General features: G+C 37.6%; 20 protein-coding genes, 4 tRNA genes and 1 pseudogene. 21 read left to right on the top strand and 4 right to left on the bottom strand.

What is annotated here, in order from left to right:
• The 7 genes from AC5WOE_RS07235 to AC5WOE_RS07205 all read left to right on the top strand — a co-directional run.
• On the top strand, nt 1–316 hold a 316-nt coding region (locus AC5WOE_RS07235), incomplete at its 5' end, for a competence type IV pilus minor pilin ComGF (protein WP_496052232.1).
• Entirely contained in the window at nt 309–683 is a 375-nt protein-coding gene (locus tag AC5WOE_RS07230) for a hypothetical protein (RefSeq protein ID WP_496047955.1), read from the top strand. The genes AC5WOE_RS07235 and AC5WOE_RS07230, both read left to right, overlap by 8 nt.
• Before the next feature lie 26 nt (nt 684–709).
• Complete coding sequence (locus AC5WOE_RS07225; RefSeq protein ID WP_496047954.1) at nt 710–1,243, top strand: shikimate kinase; 534 nt, start codon at nt 710–712, stop codon at nt 1,241–1,243.
• A 13-nt stretch (nt 1,244–1,256) separates the two neighbouring features.
• The gene (locus tag AC5WOE_RS07220) at nt 1,257–1,433 is read left to right on the top strand and encodes a YqzE family protein (RefSeq protein WP_496047953.1); all 177 of its coding nucleotides are present in this window, start codon (nt 1,257–1,259) and stop codon (nt 1,431–1,433) included.
• Between the two features lie 263 nt (nt 1,434–1,696).
• A complete protein-coding gene (gene ispG, locus AC5WOE_RS07215; protein ID WP_496047952.1) occupies nt 1,697–2,797 on the top strand; it encodes a flavodoxin-dependent (E)-4-hydroxy-3-methylbut-2-enyl-diphosphate synthase in 1,101 nt (366 codons plus the stop codon).
• 139 nt (nt 2,798–2,936) lie between these two features.
• Nucleotides 2,937–3,158 carry a DUF378 domain-containing protein gene (locus AC5WOE_RS07210; RefSeq protein WP_496047951.1) on the top strand — a complete coding sequence of 74 codons (222 nt, stop codon included), beginning with the start codon at nt 2,937–2,939 and terminating at the stop codon, nt 3,156–3,158.
• A gap of 83 nt (nt 3,159–3,241) precedes the next feature.
• On the top strand, nt 3,242–3,958 hold the full coding sequence (locus AC5WOE_RS07205) for a gamma-glutamyl-gamma-aminobutyrate hydrolase family protein (protein WP_496052231.1): 717 nt from the start codon (nt 3,242–3,244) through the stop codon (nt 3,956–3,958).
• 123 nt (nt 3,959–4,081) lie between these two features.
• On the opposite strand, the gene AC5WOE_RS07200 is transcribed toward AC5WOE_RS07205, so the two are convergent.
• A complete protein-coding gene (locus tag AC5WOE_RS07200) occupies nt 4,082–5,095 on the bottom strand; it encodes a cytochrome d ubiquinol oxidase subunit II (protein WP_496052230.1) in 1,014 nt (337 codons plus the stop codon).
• Nucleotides 5,095–6,429 carry a cytochrome ubiquinol oxidase subunit I gene (locus AC5WOE_RS07195; protein WP_496052229.1) on the bottom strand — a complete coding sequence of 445 codons (1,335 nt, stop codon included), beginning with the start codon at nt 6,427–6,429 and terminating at the stop codon, nt 5,095–5,097. The genes AC5WOE_RS07200 and AC5WOE_RS07195 overlap by 1 nt, the downstream gene beginning before the upstream one ends.
• Before the next feature lie 183 nt (nt 6,430–6,612).
• On the opposite strand from AC5WOE_RS07195, the gene AC5WOE_RS07190 reads away from it, so the two are divergent.
• From AC5WOE_RS07190 to AC5WOE_RS07135, 12 genes are all read left to right on the top strand, one after another.
• Nucleotides 6,613–6,924, top strand: a complete 312-nt coding sequence (locus tag AC5WOE_RS07190; protein WP_496047947.1) for a DUF1294 domain-containing protein — start codon at nt 6,613–6,615, stop codon at nt 6,922–6,924.
• A 59-nt stretch (nt 6,925–6,983) separates the two neighbouring features.
• Nucleotides 6,984–7,826 (top strand): VanW family protein, encoded by an 843-nt coding sequence (locus AC5WOE_RS07185; RefSeq protein WP_496047946.1) that lies wholly within the window; start codon nt 6,984–6,986, stop codon nt 7,824–7,826.
• 205 nt (nt 7,827–8,031) lie between these two features.
• On the top strand, nt 8,032–9,030 hold the full coding sequence (locus AC5WOE_RS07180; RefSeq protein ID WP_496047945.1) for a 3D domain-containing protein: 999 nt from the start codon (nt 8,032–8,034) through the stop codon (nt 9,028–9,030).
• 167 nt (nt 9,031–9,197) lie between these two features.
• A complete protein-coding gene (locus AC5WOE_RS07175; RefSeq protein WP_496052228.1) occupies nt 9,198–10,652 on the top strand; it encodes a YecA family protein in 1,455 nt (484 codons plus the stop codon).
• A gap of 101 nt (nt 10,653–10,753) precedes the next feature.
• Complete coding sequence (locus tag AC5WOE_RS07170) at nt 10,754–10,921, top strand: hypothetical protein (RefSeq protein ID WP_240873712.1); 168 nt, start codon at nt 10,754–10,756, stop codon at nt 10,919–10,921.
• 68 nt (nt 10,922–10,989) lie between these two features.
• Complete coding sequence (locus AC5WOE_RS07165) at nt 10,990–11,829, top strand: PHP domain-containing protein (RefSeq protein ID WP_496052227.1); 840 nt, start codon at nt 10,990–10,992, stop codon at nt 11,827–11,829.
• Nucleotides 11,830–11,926: 97 nt separating this feature from the next.
• Complete coding sequence (locus AC5WOE_RS07160) at nt 11,927–12,463, top strand: phosphatidylglycerophosphatase A family protein (protein ID WP_496047942.1); 537 nt, start codon at nt 11,927–11,929, stop codon at nt 12,461–12,463.
• Between the two features lie 338 nt (nt 12,464–12,801).
• On the top strand, nt 12,802–12,984 hold the full coding sequence (locus tag AC5WOE_RS07155; protein WP_496047941.1) for a hypothetical protein: 183 nt from the start codon (nt 12,802–12,804) through the stop codon (nt 12,982–12,984).
• A 55-nt stretch (nt 12,985–13,039) separates the two neighbouring features.
• Nucleotides 13,040–13,116, top strand: a tRNA-Met gene (locus tag AC5WOE_RS07150).
• A gap of 5 nt (nt 13,117–13,121) precedes the next feature.
• Nucleotides 13,122–13,198 (top strand) — tRNA-Asp (locus AC5WOE_RS07145).
• Between the two features lie 36 nt (nt 13,199–13,234).
• Nucleotides 13,235–13,310, top strand: a tRNA-Ile gene (locus AC5WOE_RS07140).
• Nucleotides 13,311–13,323: 13 nt separating this feature from the next.
• A tRNA-Val gene (locus AC5WOE_RS07135) sits at nt 13,324–13,398 on the top strand.
• A gap of 137 nt (nt 13,399–13,535) precedes the next feature.
• Here the strand turns inward: AC5WOE_RS07135 and AC5WOE_RS07130 are convergent.
• Nucleotides 13,536–13,682, bottom strand: a pseudogene (locus AC5WOE_RS07130) (site-specific integrase); the annotation flags it as partial.
• Here AC5WOE_RS07130 and AC5WOE_RS07125 point away from each other — a divergent pair.
• Both AC5WOE_RS07125 and AC5WOE_RS07120 read left to right on the top strand, forming a co-directional pair.
• Nucleotides 13,680–13,919 (top strand): hypothetical protein, encoded by a 240-nt coding sequence (locus AC5WOE_RS07125; protein ID WP_496052226.1) that lies wholly within the window; start codon nt 13,680–13,682, stop codon nt 13,917–13,919. The pseudogene AC5WOE_RS07130 and the gene AC5WOE_RS07125 sit on opposite strands and share 3 nt — an antisense overlap.
• A gap of 3 nt (nt 13,920–13,922) precedes the next feature.
• A complete protein-coding gene (locus tag AC5WOE_RS07120) occupies nt 13,923–14,174 on the top strand; it encodes a GNAT family protein (protein WP_496052225.1) in 252 nt (83 codons plus the stop codon).
• A 192-nt stretch (nt 14,175–14,366) separates the two neighbouring features.
• Here the strand turns inward: AC5WOE_RS07120 and AC5WOE_RS07115 are convergent, their stop codons facing one another.
• Complete coding sequence (locus AC5WOE_RS07115; protein ID WP_496052224.1) at nt 14,367–15,329, bottom strand: sporulation protein; 963 nt, start codon at nt 15,327–15,329, stop codon at nt 14,367–14,369.
• Nucleotides 15,330–15,346 lie beyond the last annotated feature (17 nt).

The raw sequence follows: 15,346 nt of genomic DNA, 5'->3' as shown, positions 1-15,346 counted from the left end.
TCAATTTGATCGTTTTTCTTTGCAATTGCAGCAGGATGAAGCCAATGGTGTCAAATTCTTAATCGATCAAAATCAATTAGAGATGATCATGAAAGATGGGTTACGCGTACGTTATCGCTGGAAACAAGATCAATTAGTACGGAGTGTAAAAGAATCTTCATCTGCCTCTTATCGTGGAAATACCATTTTGTTATATCAAGTAAAACGAGTTTATTATCAGAATTTACAAAATAGAGTGAAAATGACAGTTATCCTCTCAAATCAAAATGCTACGTTCACAGGATCTGCCTATATTTGGGGGCGTATAAATGAATGAAGAAAAGGGCTTTATTCTTCCTGTTGTCATGGTATTAATTGCTCTGATGTCTAGTTTGTTTTTATTTGCTTCTATGGAATGGAGCAAATGGAAAAAGCAAGACCTGCTAAGATTAAAAATGATCCAAGCTGGGTATGCTGCTGAAAGTGGAATAGCGGAAAGACAACAGGAACTACAAAATAGACCAGATGATTATCGTACAGAACAAAAGAAGTATGGGGAGTATACGGTAAATATTTCTGTCTGGGAATCAATACCTGAGAGTATCTTCATTCAAGCTGTCGCCAAAGGGAAAGACAACATTCAACAGACCAAAACAGTGGAGATAGATAAAAAAACGATGTATATCTTGTATTGGTTAGAATGACAATGTTCGTTATAATAGTTTTTACTATGAAAAAACATCTCATTCTTGTTGGATTTATGGGTACAGGAAAATCAACTATTGGACAGCAGATCGCAGCTTTGACCAAAATGGAGCATATTGATACAGATGATATGATTCAGCGAGATAGAGGCTGCACTATCCCAGAAATTTTTGCTAATTATGGAGAAATGACTTTTCGAAATGTAGAAACAGGTATTCTTGAACAATATGTACAAAATACACGTTCAAGTATTATTACAACAGGAGGTGGAATTGTATTACGTGCTGAAAACCGAATTACGATGCATAAGTATGGGTGGGTTTTTGCACTGGATGCTGATCCACAAGAGATTATTCGGCGTTTGAAAGAGGACACCACTCGTCCATTATTGCAAGGAGGATCTTTAGAAGAAAAGGTACACCAGTTGTATCAAACCAGAGGACCTTTGTATCAATTTGCAGATTTTCAAATCGATACGAACCATAAATCAATTAAACAGATTGCTCGGGAAATCATGGATATTTGGTTTAATCTCGCGAAAAGCGGTGATGCTAATTAACGAGGTGGGAATAATGTCTTTTAAAGATTGGATTACCTATGTTATTGAAAAAATGGTGTGGTTTATGGAAACACCAAAAAAAGATAGAAAAGCGATGAAGTATGCAAGAAGAGAACCATGGGCGTATCGCTGGTTTGGTATGATTCCCATGTCGATGAAGATAGCTGCGAAAAAAGTACGGAAAAGATAACATTTTTTTGTATTTAACGTTTGTGTTGGGATTAGAGGATAAATTAAATTATCCGTTAAAAAGGGGCATAAGCCCCTTTTTGGTTTGCCCGAATATGATATAATGTTAAACTGAACTTGTAGAAAACTTCCATCTGTTAATATTTCTGTTGTGAAGATGAAAGTATGTATTTTTTGTGTTGAGAAAATTACCCATCTGAGTGTAGCGGTTTGAGGGAAATATATCTTCCTATTAAGATTTAACTTCTTAAGGAGCGAGTGCTCATGATTCATCGTACGAAAACAAGACCAGTAAAAGTAGGAAATCTCCAAATAGGTGGCAATGATCAAGTTGTTATTCAAAGTATGGCCACGACAAAAACACATGATGTGAAAGCTACAGTAGCAGAAATCAATAGACTTACCGAAGCAGGTTGCCAAATAGTACGAGTAGCTGTTCCGGATATGCGGGCTGCTGAAGCTATTCCAGAGATTAAAAAGCGGATTACGGTTCCATTAGTAGCAGATATTCATTTTGATTACCGTTTAGCATTAAAAGCAATTGAGGGTGGAATTGATAAAATTCGTATCAATCCTGGAAATATTGGGCGACGTGAAAAAGTAGAAGCAGTTGTCAAAGCTGCTAAAGAGCGTGGAATTCCTATTCGTATTGGGGTTAATGCTGGTTCATTGGAAAAGAGGATTCTAGAAAAGTATGGTTATCCTACTGCTGATGGTATGGTAGAAAGTGCTTTGTACCATATTGGTATACTGGAAGAGCTCGATTTCCATGATATTATTGTTTCCCTCAAAGCATCTGATGTTCGTTTGGCTATTGAAGCCTATCAGAAAGCATCAGCTGCATTTGACTATCCATTGCACCTTGGTATTACAGAGTCTGGAACATTATTTTCTGGTACAGTCAAAAGTGCAGCAGGATTAGGGGCAATCCTTGCTCAAGGGATAGGTTCGACTTTGCGTATTTCACTTAGTGCGGACCCCGTTGAAGAAGTAAAAGTAGCTAGAGAACTGTTAAAAACATTTGGATTAGCTGCAAATGCTGCTACTTTAATTTCTTGTCCTACCTGTGGAAGAATTGAAATAGATTTAATTTCGATTGCCAATGAAATTGAAGATTATATCTCCACCATTAAAGCACCAATCAAAGTAAGTGTGCTAGGCTGTGCTGTAAATGGTCCCGGAGAAGCAAAAGAAGCAGATATTGGTATTGCGGGAGCAAGAGGCGAGGGATTACTCTTCCGTCACGGAGAAATTATCCGTAAAATCCCAGAAGCTCAAATGGTAGAAGAGTTGAAAAAGGAAATCGATAAATTAGCCGAAGAATATAAGCAGAAAGAAAATTCTACTAATATACGCTCTTCCTGAGAAAAAAAGGTAAGTACATCCATCGTACTTACCTTTTTTGTGGGATCAAAAGTCAATAGCCCTCCTAGATGGTTCTGTATGAAAAAGATAATTAAGTACCATACTAACAGAAACAATCTGTTGAAGGAGGACCAAAATTGTGGGTAAAGTTGCTCTTACATTAGTGATAATTGGCGCTCTGAATTGGTTACTTGTTGGCTTATTTCAATGGGATCTTGTATCTGCTATTTTTGGTGGAGATGCAATCCGCGAATCATCTTTACTTAGTCGAATCATTTACACCATTGTCGGGTTATCAGGTATTTATGCGATCAAATATCTGTTTGAAGATCGTTCACATGCAAGGGACGTAAGGGAATAATTTCAAACTCCAGTTCATATAGAGCTGGAGTTTTTTGTTGCATAAGATATATAAGATTTTTATGTAGCAAAGGAGAGATCATGTTGTACCCCATAATTGGAATTACAATTGATCAAGATGATCAAAAATTTTTTATCAATCATGATTACGTTCAATCCGTTATACAAGCTGGTGGAATCCCATTACTTATTCCATTTTTACGGGACCCAATCATGATACAAAAAATGGTCGAACAATGTTCAGGGTTACTTCTTACTGGTGGGAAAGATGTAGATCCGTTTTACTATGGTGAAGAACCTTCGCTAAATCTAGGTGTAATCATTCCTGAACGAGACGAAATCGAATTGAAAGTTTTTGAATTATTCATACAGCAAAATAAACCTATTTTAGCTATTTGCAGAGGATGCCAACTAATGAATATCGCCTTAGGAGGAGATCTTTACCAAGATATACCTTCACAAATAACCCCGGCACTAAACCATGACCAACATGCACCACGTGGTTATCCAACTCATTCGATTGACATTAAAAAAGAAAGCCTGCTTTTTGACATTATGGGGGAAAAGAAGATTCGAGTAAATTCCTATCATCATCAATCTGTTAAAAATGTATGTCCTCCATTAATCATCAGTGCTTTTGCTGCTGATGGTGTAGTAGAAGCTATTGAAAGTATCAGTCATCCTTTTTTGCTAGGTGTACAATGGCATCCTGAAGGGATGTCAATCTTGCAAGATAAGCATGCGATGAAACTATTTTCTTCTTTTATAAATGCATGTAATTTAGCAGAAAAATATCATTAAAAATTTACAGATTATATGGTTTAAAAGCGTGAAGAAAGTATCTCCTGTTAATTTTTGGATGGTTACCATCTGATCACCAAAGCGAATGATAAATTAGAAAATGCTGGGATGTCCCCAGCATTTTTATTTTTCATTCCGCACATATTTTGCATTAAATAAAAACAACCACATTAAGAGAACAAGAGATGGGATCAATAGGATCAAACCAGCAATAAATGCAAGGACTAAAGCCCATCCCATCGTAGAATTAGTTAAGCCGCCTTGCAATGTGATGTACGGATAAAGTAAATAAGGTAAGTGGGAGTAACCATAACCAAAAAAGGCGAATGCGAATTGCATCATGACAGCAATAAATGATAATCCAAGTGATTTACGCCTCCAGATAAAAAACACAGCCACCAAAAAACAAAGAAAGGAACAAATAAAAACAGGGCTGATGTCCCATGCTTTTGCAAAATGATTAGGATTATGCTGGGATAATCCCCAAAAGACAAGAACACTTGCAAGTATTGTAGGACCACTCCAAAAAAGCGCATATTTACGCAATTGTTCCATGGCAGGCAAATCTCCAGCTTTCTTTGCATAGTAAGTTAAAAAACTAGCACTGATATACAAGATACTTACAATTGCTAAGAAAACTACTGTCCATGAATAGGGGCTACGAAATAATGCACCAGATAAAAACTCGATTTTCTTTCCGTTCTCTACAATAAAACCACCTTCTGAGATTGTGAGACCTGTAGAGAGAGCCGCAGGAATAAACAATCCGGTCATTCCATATAGAAACAAGAAAAATTTACTATCTCTTCCGCCATAATTAGCAAACGCATAAAAGGAGCCTCGAATGGTGAGCAAAATTAACGCAATGCCACCAGGGATAAGTAAAGCAGTTCCATAATAATATGCTGTGTCAGGAAAAAAACCGACGATGCCAACAATGAAAAAAACGAGAAATACATTGGTAACTTCCCAAACAGGAGACAGATAACGATCAATAATTTTATTTACGACATGCTCTTTTTTCGTCAGATAACTGTAATAGGAGAAAAAACCAGCTCCAAAATCGATTGATGCAACAATGATATACCCATAGAGGAATGTCCACAGTACACTTATACCTATTAATTCAAGTGGCATTAGGAGATACCTCCTTCGAAAGCTTGTATCTCTGCTTCAGCAGGTTTTCCTTTAAATAATCGATACAGTACAATACAAGCAACAATTGCCAGTAAAAGATAAAGTCCAGTAAATAAGAAATACATCAATTTCACATTTGCTGCTGTAGTTGCTGCTTCACCGACTTTCATAATTCCTGTTATGATCCATGGAAGACGACCAGCCTCCGCAAATACCCAACCCAGTTCCATTGCGATGAAAGACAATGGAGCTGCAATAACGATTCCATATAAGACGATGGGATGAAATGGATTTCCCTTTTTCCATATCCAAAGGATTAAAAATACAGCAGTTATGAACAATAAGTAGAAACCAATACTTACTTTTGTATCAAATAAGTAATGAATATATAGAGGCGGCCACAAATTTTTCGGTATACTATCCAAACCAATCACTGTTCCGCTAGGGTTATTTGTTGCTAAAATACTCAATGCTTTTGGAATTTCAATCGCATATTTTACTTCATTTGTTTTTGGATCCAATGATCCAAATAAGACGAGAGGTGCACCTTTCTTGGTTTCAAAATGCCACTCCGCAGCTGCTAATTTTGCTGGTTGGTGTTCTGCTAGAAATTTTGCAGATATATCCCCCATTAAAATGGTGGTTATGGACAGGATGAATGTGGTGACCATTGTTAATTTCAATGCTTTTCTATAATAAATATGTTGTCTTCCACGTAATATGAAAAACGCTGCCAGCCCTGCTAGCAATAGGCCAGATATCAAATACGAGGAGGAGACAACATGCCCTACTTTTGAGGGTGTTGCAGGATTCAACATTGCGCCGATAGGGTCAATATCCACTACCTTCCCAGCCTCATCTAATTTAAAACCAGCAGGAGTGTTCATAAACGAATTTACTGTAGTTATAAATACTGCAGAGAGAGTAGATCCGATAATGACAGGGATAGAAGTTAACCAATGCCAATAAGGATTTTTAAAACGATCCCAAGTATACAGGTATATTCCCAAAAATATCGCTTCGAAGAAGAACGCGAATGTTTCCAAAAATAATGGCAGACTGATCACATTTCCAACTAACTGCATAAAAGTTGGCCAAAGCAAGGATAACAGTACTCCGATACATGTACCTGTTACTACTCCGACAGCAACCGTGATTACAAATCCACGTGTCCAGCGCTTTGCCATCATCGTGTAATGCATGTCTTTCTTACGAATACCTATAAATTCTGCTAAACTTACAAATATAGGAACTCCGACTCCAATGGCAGCCCAGATAATGTGAAAAGCAAGTGTCTCTTCAGTAAGCATTCGACTCCAAAAGGCAGAATCCATTTTTGAGTCCTCCTTCATCAATGTCTAAATTGTATACAATTATCTTACTCTCTGTGAACAACTTTGTACACTGTTTCACATACTTTTTATGATATATAAAGAAAAACGTCATTAATTGATCATAATTTGTTAAGTGATTCACAATGTCTTGATGCAAGTTTGTCTATCTGATAAAATAATTTTATGAATATCTTCGTTATCATTTATATCGTGGTTGCCAATATATTTGGATTTTCTCAAATGCTTTATGATAAAAAACAAGCAAAGCTGAGTCAACAAAGAATTCCTGAAAAGAGACTTTTTCTCGTTGCTGCGCTAGGAGGAGCGCTTGGTTCTTTTATTGGTATGCAAGTTGTTCGGCATAAGACAAAACATTGGAATTTTTTAATCTTTATTCCTTTCTTATTTGTATTGAATCTTGTAATTATTTACCCAATGGCGATTTTTGGAATAAATTATTGGATCACCTATGTAATTCATTTTCTAATTGCATAAATTTGTTTTGGTAAGTCCCGTCTTCTTTGTACAAACTATATACAGAAGGGGGGATTTTTTTGTTTACTTATTTATATGCTTGTATGCTTCTGCTTTTACCCCCGATTTTTCAAGATGGGTCTCCTAATCCAGTCATTCATGTAACATATGGGGAAAAACAGTGGTATTTGGATTTGCGTCAAGCTGGTTTTGACGGCATAGATCCAACGACGTTAGATCGTCAGGAGTTACATCGTTGGTTTGCTAAAATTGCGAAACAAATCAATCACAACCCCACGTCTGCACACTATGAAAATCGACAAATTGTACCAGAAAAATCGGGGGGAAAAGTCATCCTGTCCGAAATGGATAGTTGGATGGATTTAATTCACTTATATATAGGGAAAAAAATAAAAATTCCCGTTGAAATACAACGTCCAAAACTTACTACAAAAGAACTTCGTAAATTAAAACGAAAATTATTAGCATCATATACTACTTTTTATAATAATAGTATGGATAATCGATCTCATAATGTTGAACTTTCCGCTAAAGCTATTGATCATATTGTGGTGATGCCGGGAGAAATTTTTTCTTTCAATCAAACCGTTGGCAGGCGTACCTTAGCCAAAGGTTACCGGGAAGCCAAAATAATTGTAAAAGGCGAATATAGTGAAGGAATTGGAGGAGGGATATGCCAAACATCTTCCACCTTGTTCAACAGTGTAGATAAGGCAAAGCTCACGATAATTGAACGTAAAAGTCATAGCAGAAATGTTCCATATGTTCCCAAAAATAAAGATGCAACTGTTTCGTGGGGAGGACCTGATTTTAAGTTTAAGAATCTCCGAAATAACCCTATTCTCATTGTTTCTGAAGCGAAAAAAGGATATGTGACTGTACAAGTTTTTACCAGTAAATGAGAACTAAAAAAAAGAAAAAAAAAGGAACATTTTTCATTTAAATAGAATATCTCCAAAAGTCCTGTTATAATGGGCAACACACAATAGGTACACCTAACAAGGAGGTGCGAAGCTGTTACTGAAAACTTCAGACAGTCTAGACGATACGAATTAAGTGTGCCTTTTCTTAAAAATGAATTTTTAAGTTTTTCGGTAACAGTGATCAATGAAGAAATTCCTAATATTAGGAGTAATAGCAATAGTACTTTTATCAGGTTCTTTTGTCGCTTATGCTGCAATGGAGACAAAAGTGACGGTCAAATTTAGTGATGGAAAAACTACAGTTGTGAGCGAGGGTTTACATAATACACTTGAAGAGGCTTTAGCTGGTGCAGGACAAAATGTGCAACAGTTAAAAGCTAATTATCAACCCTCTATCCCGTGGAATAAATCATTAGATGGAGATACAACAGTAGATCTAAAATGTAAATGTAAAGTAAATCTTGAGTTAGGCGGCAAGAACCTAGGTACTTTCGTCACTTCTCAAACAACAGTTGGTTCCTTTTTAGAGGAGAGAAAGATTTTTTTATCTGCTTGGGATGAACCAAATGTTTCGATGAATGAAGCTATAACCCAGAATATGAGGATCGTTGTGGACAAAGTAGAGCAGCGAGTGAAAAAAGAAACAAAAACCATTAAATTCACAACCAAAGAAGTAAAAGATGACAAGTTGGAAAAAGGAAAGAAAGAAGTAACAACCAAAGGAAAACCAGGAAAAGAAGAATATCAAATCGTAGCTCTCTATAAAAACGGGAAGCTATTGATAAAAGATGGAAAACCTGTCCTTACCAAAACATTAATCAATAAAGTAGCTCCTGTCATGGAACTAGTAAAACTAGGAACGAAAGAACCAGAAAAACAAGATGAAGGTTCTATCTCTGCATCTGTTGAACTATCTGGTCAAGCAATGACCTTTGAATCAACTGCTTACACTTCATATGGAAGTAAAACAGCAACTGGTACCACCCCTCATAAAGGAACTGTTGCTGTTGATCCAGATGTAATCCCACTCGGCACCAAACTTTATATCGAAGGCTATGGATACGGTGTTGCAGAAGATACAGGTGGAAGAATCAAAGGACATATCATTGATCTTTATTTCTCAAGTGAAGCTGATTGTGTACAATGGGGCAGACGAAATGTAAAAGTCCATATTGTGAAGTAATGGAAAACCCTGCAATGAAATTTTATTGCAGGGTTTTTTGGTTTTTCATCGAACCTGATACATAACACAAATATTTTGTCTGTGGACTTTTTTTGAAATTTTCTTTGTCTTATATGCTTATTTCCGATATACTGGATTACAAGGAAATTTCCATCCGAGGTGTTAGTATGGTAGGTCGAAATCAACCCTGCACTTGCGGCAGTGGTAAAAAGTATAAAAAATGTTGTGAACGTGTGATCGTTTTTCACCAAGCTGAATTGACTAGAGAAAATCGAGAAAGAGGGCAGAAAGGGGAATTGCTCTCTGATCTAGATAAATGGTTTCATCGATATGCCAAAGTAGATGATCAAGATAAATGGGCTACCCGATTTAAAGAAATATTACAGTTACCTTTAGATCAACCTATTCCCAAAAGCTTTGCTTTCTCGTTTCATTATTATTTGCTATTTGATGCACCATGCATGAACGGAAGACGGCCAGTAGAACTTTGGGCATCCACTATTCGACATCATCGAATGGATGGAGAAAGAGTGATTCAAAGCCTATCAGAATTAACTTTTTCTTGTTTTGAAATGTTGGACTCTGATCAGGAGACGATGACATTTCGCTCGCTCCAGACGAATAAAGACTATGAGGTGATGAAACAAGATGCTATACCAAGAGACAAACTGGTGTTCGCCAGGCTCATACGGATAGGAAATCGCTATGAACTATTTGGCCCTTATACATCGTTTGTGCATGAGATGAGAGGGGAGATACTCGTGCAGCTAGAGAAATACAACCACCATGATGATGAACAACAAGAACTTACGATTCGAGAAACCAGCTGGAGAGTACTCGGTTGGTCGATTCAAAGAGCAAATGAATTAGAAACAATGGAGCAACAATTGACAAGTGCTCCAACAGAAATGCGTTTAGACAGTAATCAAGACTTCTTTTTATCTGCCATGGAACATCAAGCAGAGAGACCTGGACTACCAGTATCTGTCTTGAATCATTTAGAGCAGTTCTACGTTTCGGAAGTTACCAAACTACAAAAAGGTACGCAAGCTTGGTATTCACATTCGTTAGAAACGCTATTCCAATATCTCTCCCTTCGTTTTGGACAATCATTTGAATGGTCTCTTCTAAATGAAGATGTATTAGCGCGTTTTTTCAGTGTTTGGTATATGGACCATCATCAATCTACTCCAATATCAGCGCGTATATTTTTAAACACGTGTAAACACCTATTTCGTTGGCTAGAGTCTGCTGGTCATGCCAATGTGTTTCAAGCATTTAAAAAGGTATATGTACCATTCATTCGATTGATCCCAGAAACGATTGAAGCTCGTACTTGGATGATGGAAAACGGAGTTACGAAAAAAAATCAAGATGAAGCAGAACAACGAAATATGTTTTTGCTCCATGTTACCTCAGCTGGGCCTGTAATTTTAATTGGTGAGCAATGGAGACCGATTCAACTCCGAAGTTTCCCTCGTATGTGGACGGAAAAAAGATTTTGGATCAAAGGAACCATCCAATCGGATAACAATCAGTATGCGTTTACACAGGTTGAGAATATGTATCCTGTTGTTTCTATGGAAGAAAACGAGCATATCGAAGTTTTACTTCAAAAATAAAAAAAGCAATCTCTCCAATGCAGAAGGGGTTGCTTTTTATGTTTAATTTTTGGATATTCCACACATACTAAACCTACACTCAGCAAAAGGGGGCGTTTTTCGTGGATAAGCAAAATCGTGTCGAACAAACCAAGAAAAACGATAATGTAGAACAATTAATGGTTGAAGCAGCAAATGAATTAGGAGTATCAGCAGATACACGTAATATTCAAGAAAACCCCGAGAAATTTGCTTCCAGATTGAAACGATTAATCCGTGCAGTGAAGTAAGATGAAGTTGAGTGTAGGCACCCATGAAAGGGTGCCTTTTTTGGTATGATAGATGATGAGGTGATAGGATGAAAAGAGCAGATTTACATTCTCATACGATAATGTCAGACGGAACCCAAACCCCGACAGAAGTTGTGAAACTTGCTGCCGAACTGGGTTTAGAAGCAATAGCAATTACCGATCATGATACCGCAGGAGGATATCAAGAAGCGTTAATTGCTGGGCAAAAATTAGGAGTAGAAATTGTACCCGCAGTGGAAATGAGTACAGTATTGGATGGACAAGCAATCGATATCTTAGCATATTTTATTGACCCCTATCATCCTGCATTTCAGCGACTTTTGGATAGACAACAAAACATGAGAAAAGAGCGTAATCACTTAGTTTTAGAGAAGTTAGAACAATTAGGAATCTATATTACAATCGATGAAGTGGAGTCCAAACAAGAAATTAACTCTGAACAAAAAAATGTAGGTCGAGTGCATATTGGTCAAATACTTGTTGAAAGGGGACTGGTAAGAGATTTAAATGAAGCATTTGATAAATATTTAGGTACAGATGGTGTAGCGTTTGTTCGGCTAAATAATACATCCCCAGATGAAGCCATTCAAGCAATCAAAGAAGCAGGTGGAGTAGCAGTCATGGCCCATCCTGGGATATATCATCGCGATGATCTCATCCCAACCATTGTCGAAATGGGACTCACTGGTATAGAAGTGAATCACCCTGATCACACGGAAGAAGATAAAATTCGATATGAGGCATTGGCTGAACAATTTAATCTTATTCCGACTGCAGGTTCGGATTATCATGGTGTACGAAATGGTCAAATGCATCATGCCAATTTAGGCACATGCACCACACCTTATAGTACAGTAGAAAGACTCAGGGCAGCAGCGAATAAATAAGTTTGATACTCTCCTTCAGACACTGCTTTATTTTAATTTATTGGGTTTCCTTTCTAAAGTATTTCGTTTATGATTTGGAAACAGGGGGAGTATAAAAATGAGAAAAGTTTTAAACAAGGAAATCAAAATGGCTGTTATGCAAAAACTAAAAGATCGTGGTGTTTCGATAGCCGCCATCGCAGATATTGTGTATCAGATGCAGAAACCTTATGCTCCAAACCTACAGTTGGAAGCTTGTGTGGAAAGTGTCCTTGCGGTTTTGAAAAAACGTGAAATTCAACATGCTATTTTAGTGGGAATCGAATTGGACATTTTAGCTGAACGAGATATGCTGTCTGAACCATTGCTATCACTGGTTCGCTCTGATGAAGGATTATTTGGGTGTGATGAAACACTAGCTCTTGGCTCTGTTTTTGGGTATGGAAGTATTGCAGTTACTACTTTCGGACACCTAGATAAACATAAAATTGGCATTATAAAAGAACTGGACACGACAAAAAATGGTCCAGTAAATACCTTTATCGATGATTTAGTTGCAAGCATTGCAGCAGCAGCTTCAGGACGAATTGCACATAGACTGAGGGATGAAGAAGAAGGCGAAGAAGAAATGGAAGATATTGATGCTTATTTGTAGCAAACGATGTAGAGGTTCCATCTATCTAAATGGAACCTCTTTTTTTATACAGAAAAACCGAGTGTCTAAACTCGGTTAAATGGAGGAGGGAACAGCTAACAAGCATCTGCCTGTAATAATAAGGTATGGAGATGAATTTTTTTTGTATGTGCAGGAGTGGAGCATGGTGTCCATTTTATCCAAAATATAAATGATTAAGAATAACAAATGAAATAAATATTAATTTTTAAAGGTATATCCTTTTGCGATGAGGAATCATACATTCGGATGAGAAGCGTCCGTTAAGCATGAAACAGATAGTAATTAGGTACACTAGAAGTAAGAGGTGAACTATCCAAATGTCAACAAATTGGGTTTATTGGTTGAAATTATATGAGACAAAATTCCAAGCGAGATGTTTGGCTGCACGTATGGAAGAAGACTGGTGGCTTTATGGCTACGATAGTCCAGATCGTGTAGAAGTTTTTCGTTCTCGTAAAGGTCGGTTTGGAGTAAAATATATATGGAGAAAAAATTTATAAACTTATACTTGCATGTTAGATGTGCCCATAGTATAATAACAAATGTCGCCACTGACGCGGGGTGGAGCAGCTCGGTAGCTCGTTGGGCTCATAACCCAAAGGTCGCAGGTTCAAATCCTGCCCCCGCAACCAAATATGGGGCTGTGGTGTAGAGGCCTAACATGCCTGCCTGTCACGCAGGAGACCGCGGGTTCGAATCCCGTCAGCCCCGCCATTTCGTTTTACGTTTACCAATTATTGCAAATATTCCGGGCCTATAGCTCAGTTGGTAGAGCAGTCGGCTCATAACCGATCGGTCACAGGTTCGAGTCCTGTTGGGCCCACCATACAGTTGCATAAGGGCGGTTAGCTCAGGGGGAGAGCGCTTCCTTGACACGGAAGAGGTCGGAGGTTCGATTCCTCTACTGCCCACCAATCAAACTCCTTGGATAGGGAGTTTTTTTGTTTTATGTATACATGTTAGAAGGAGAAAACGAGCAGACTTTAACGAATTTCTAACCTTTATTACACTAAAGTGTTTTTTTGCTCTGTTTAGGTTTAAAAAGGTTTGCTCAAAACCGATCTACAGCGTCTTGTTGCATGTTGGGAAGTACGTGGCTATAAATATCCATCGTAATTCTTGTGTTTGAGTGGCCAAGTCGTTCTGATATTACCTTTGGGTGTTCTCCTTGTTGTAACATCAACGTGGCGTGTGTGTGAACATGTGGTTTTTAAACACAGAAGGTGTAGATGATTATTGGGCCTTACGATTGAGAGGGCTTAAGGAAACACCTGAAGGTATTTCTTACGAAGAATATAAGTCGAAAGAAATTACTTTCATTAAAATGGGATTAAATCCAACAACAGATCAAAGGGTTCTTGGAGCTTTTATTGGTAGGCAGTTGGAAGGAATAGTGGGTTGGACACGGGAGAAAGCAGTTAAAGTGCGTCCATAAATCATGGATATGGGGAGTTTATGTGGTTCCCGAACAAAGAAAAAAAGAATTGCTAAGTCACTCTTATTGAGAATGATACAATTTGTCACACAACAAAAAGATGTGGAGCAAAATCAACTGACTGTGAATAAAGGATCTGCTGCAAGTTTTCTTTATCAATCTATTGGGTTTCAAGTATTTGGAATAGAAAAGAATGCATTGAAAACAGAAGGAAGTTATATCGACGAAGAACATAGAGTGTATTTTATAAATTAGTATTTTGGGTTCTTACTACCATTCTGGTCAGAAGAGAGGAATGTTTTCACAGATGAGGTTACAAAAAGAATACTGGAATAGAGTAGCAAATGAAAAAGACTTCACGACAGCTTTTCAAAATGAAATGTTCTTAAAGTATGTATACTACTTGTGCAGGGTATGAAAAAGACAAAAACGCCTAGTAGGCGTTTTTTAGTCTTCTTCATCGAAAAAGTCTTCAACATTATTATCATCGTCACCAAAAAAACTACTGTTATCGTCATCGTCGTCATCATCATCATTGTCTAACATTTCGGATAGAACATATCCACCGATAGCTCCTGCAGCGAATCCACCAACCGCAGCTCCTATACCACTTCCACCACCTCTATGATGATCATCATAGAGGTGGTGCTCATCGTAGTGATGATGTTCATGATGACCGTGGTGGCTAGAATGGGAACCATGAGAATGAACAATTTCTTCTAACAAATCTTTAAAATACGATTCCAACCGATAGGTGTCGTGGAGTAAATGATGATCTAGAAATACATGATGTTTAATTTCTTTTTCATGTCCATAGGATAAAATGTCTACTTCTAGTCGTAGATCTAATCCGTCTGGTAGAATGGCAACCGTAAATTCCACTTCTTCGACTTGCCCTCTAAAATAGCTTGTTGGATAAAGCTCGAATTCTTGAACCTGTCCATTAAAGGATCGTGAATCTTGCTTCTCATGAAAACCAAGATTTTGAAGTGCAGAAAGCACATTCTGTAATTCGTGAGGAGGAACGATAGAAATAAAATCATGATCCGTATGATCTTTCCCACCGATGATATCCAATTCGGTTTCAAAAAAGTAAGAAACAGTATGCCCAGATATCGGTAGATTGCTTGGAAGACGAAAATCAAATGGAAAAGTTTTTTGTTCATGAGGAAGAATCAAGAAAGTGGTATGAAATGGAATTCGACTTACGGTATTACGATAATGATGTTCGTGATCATGTATTTCTAGCTCCAATTTCACGTCAATTTTATCAATCGATTGCTCCACTGTTCCCCCATAGACGTGTAGTTCTCCCTTTACTTCTTCACCCGGAGCAAAATGGTCTTGGTACAGGACAAGATCTACCTTAGCTCCACCTTGACCAAGACTAGCCATAAACTTTTTAAACAATCCAATCTCCTCCTGAT

It is taken from the genome of Shimazuella sp. NTD248 (genome assembly GCF_059510395.1).
The sequence above is the reverse complement of the archived record's forward strand: the minus strand, read 5'-3'. Positions and strand labels throughout refer to the sequence as shown.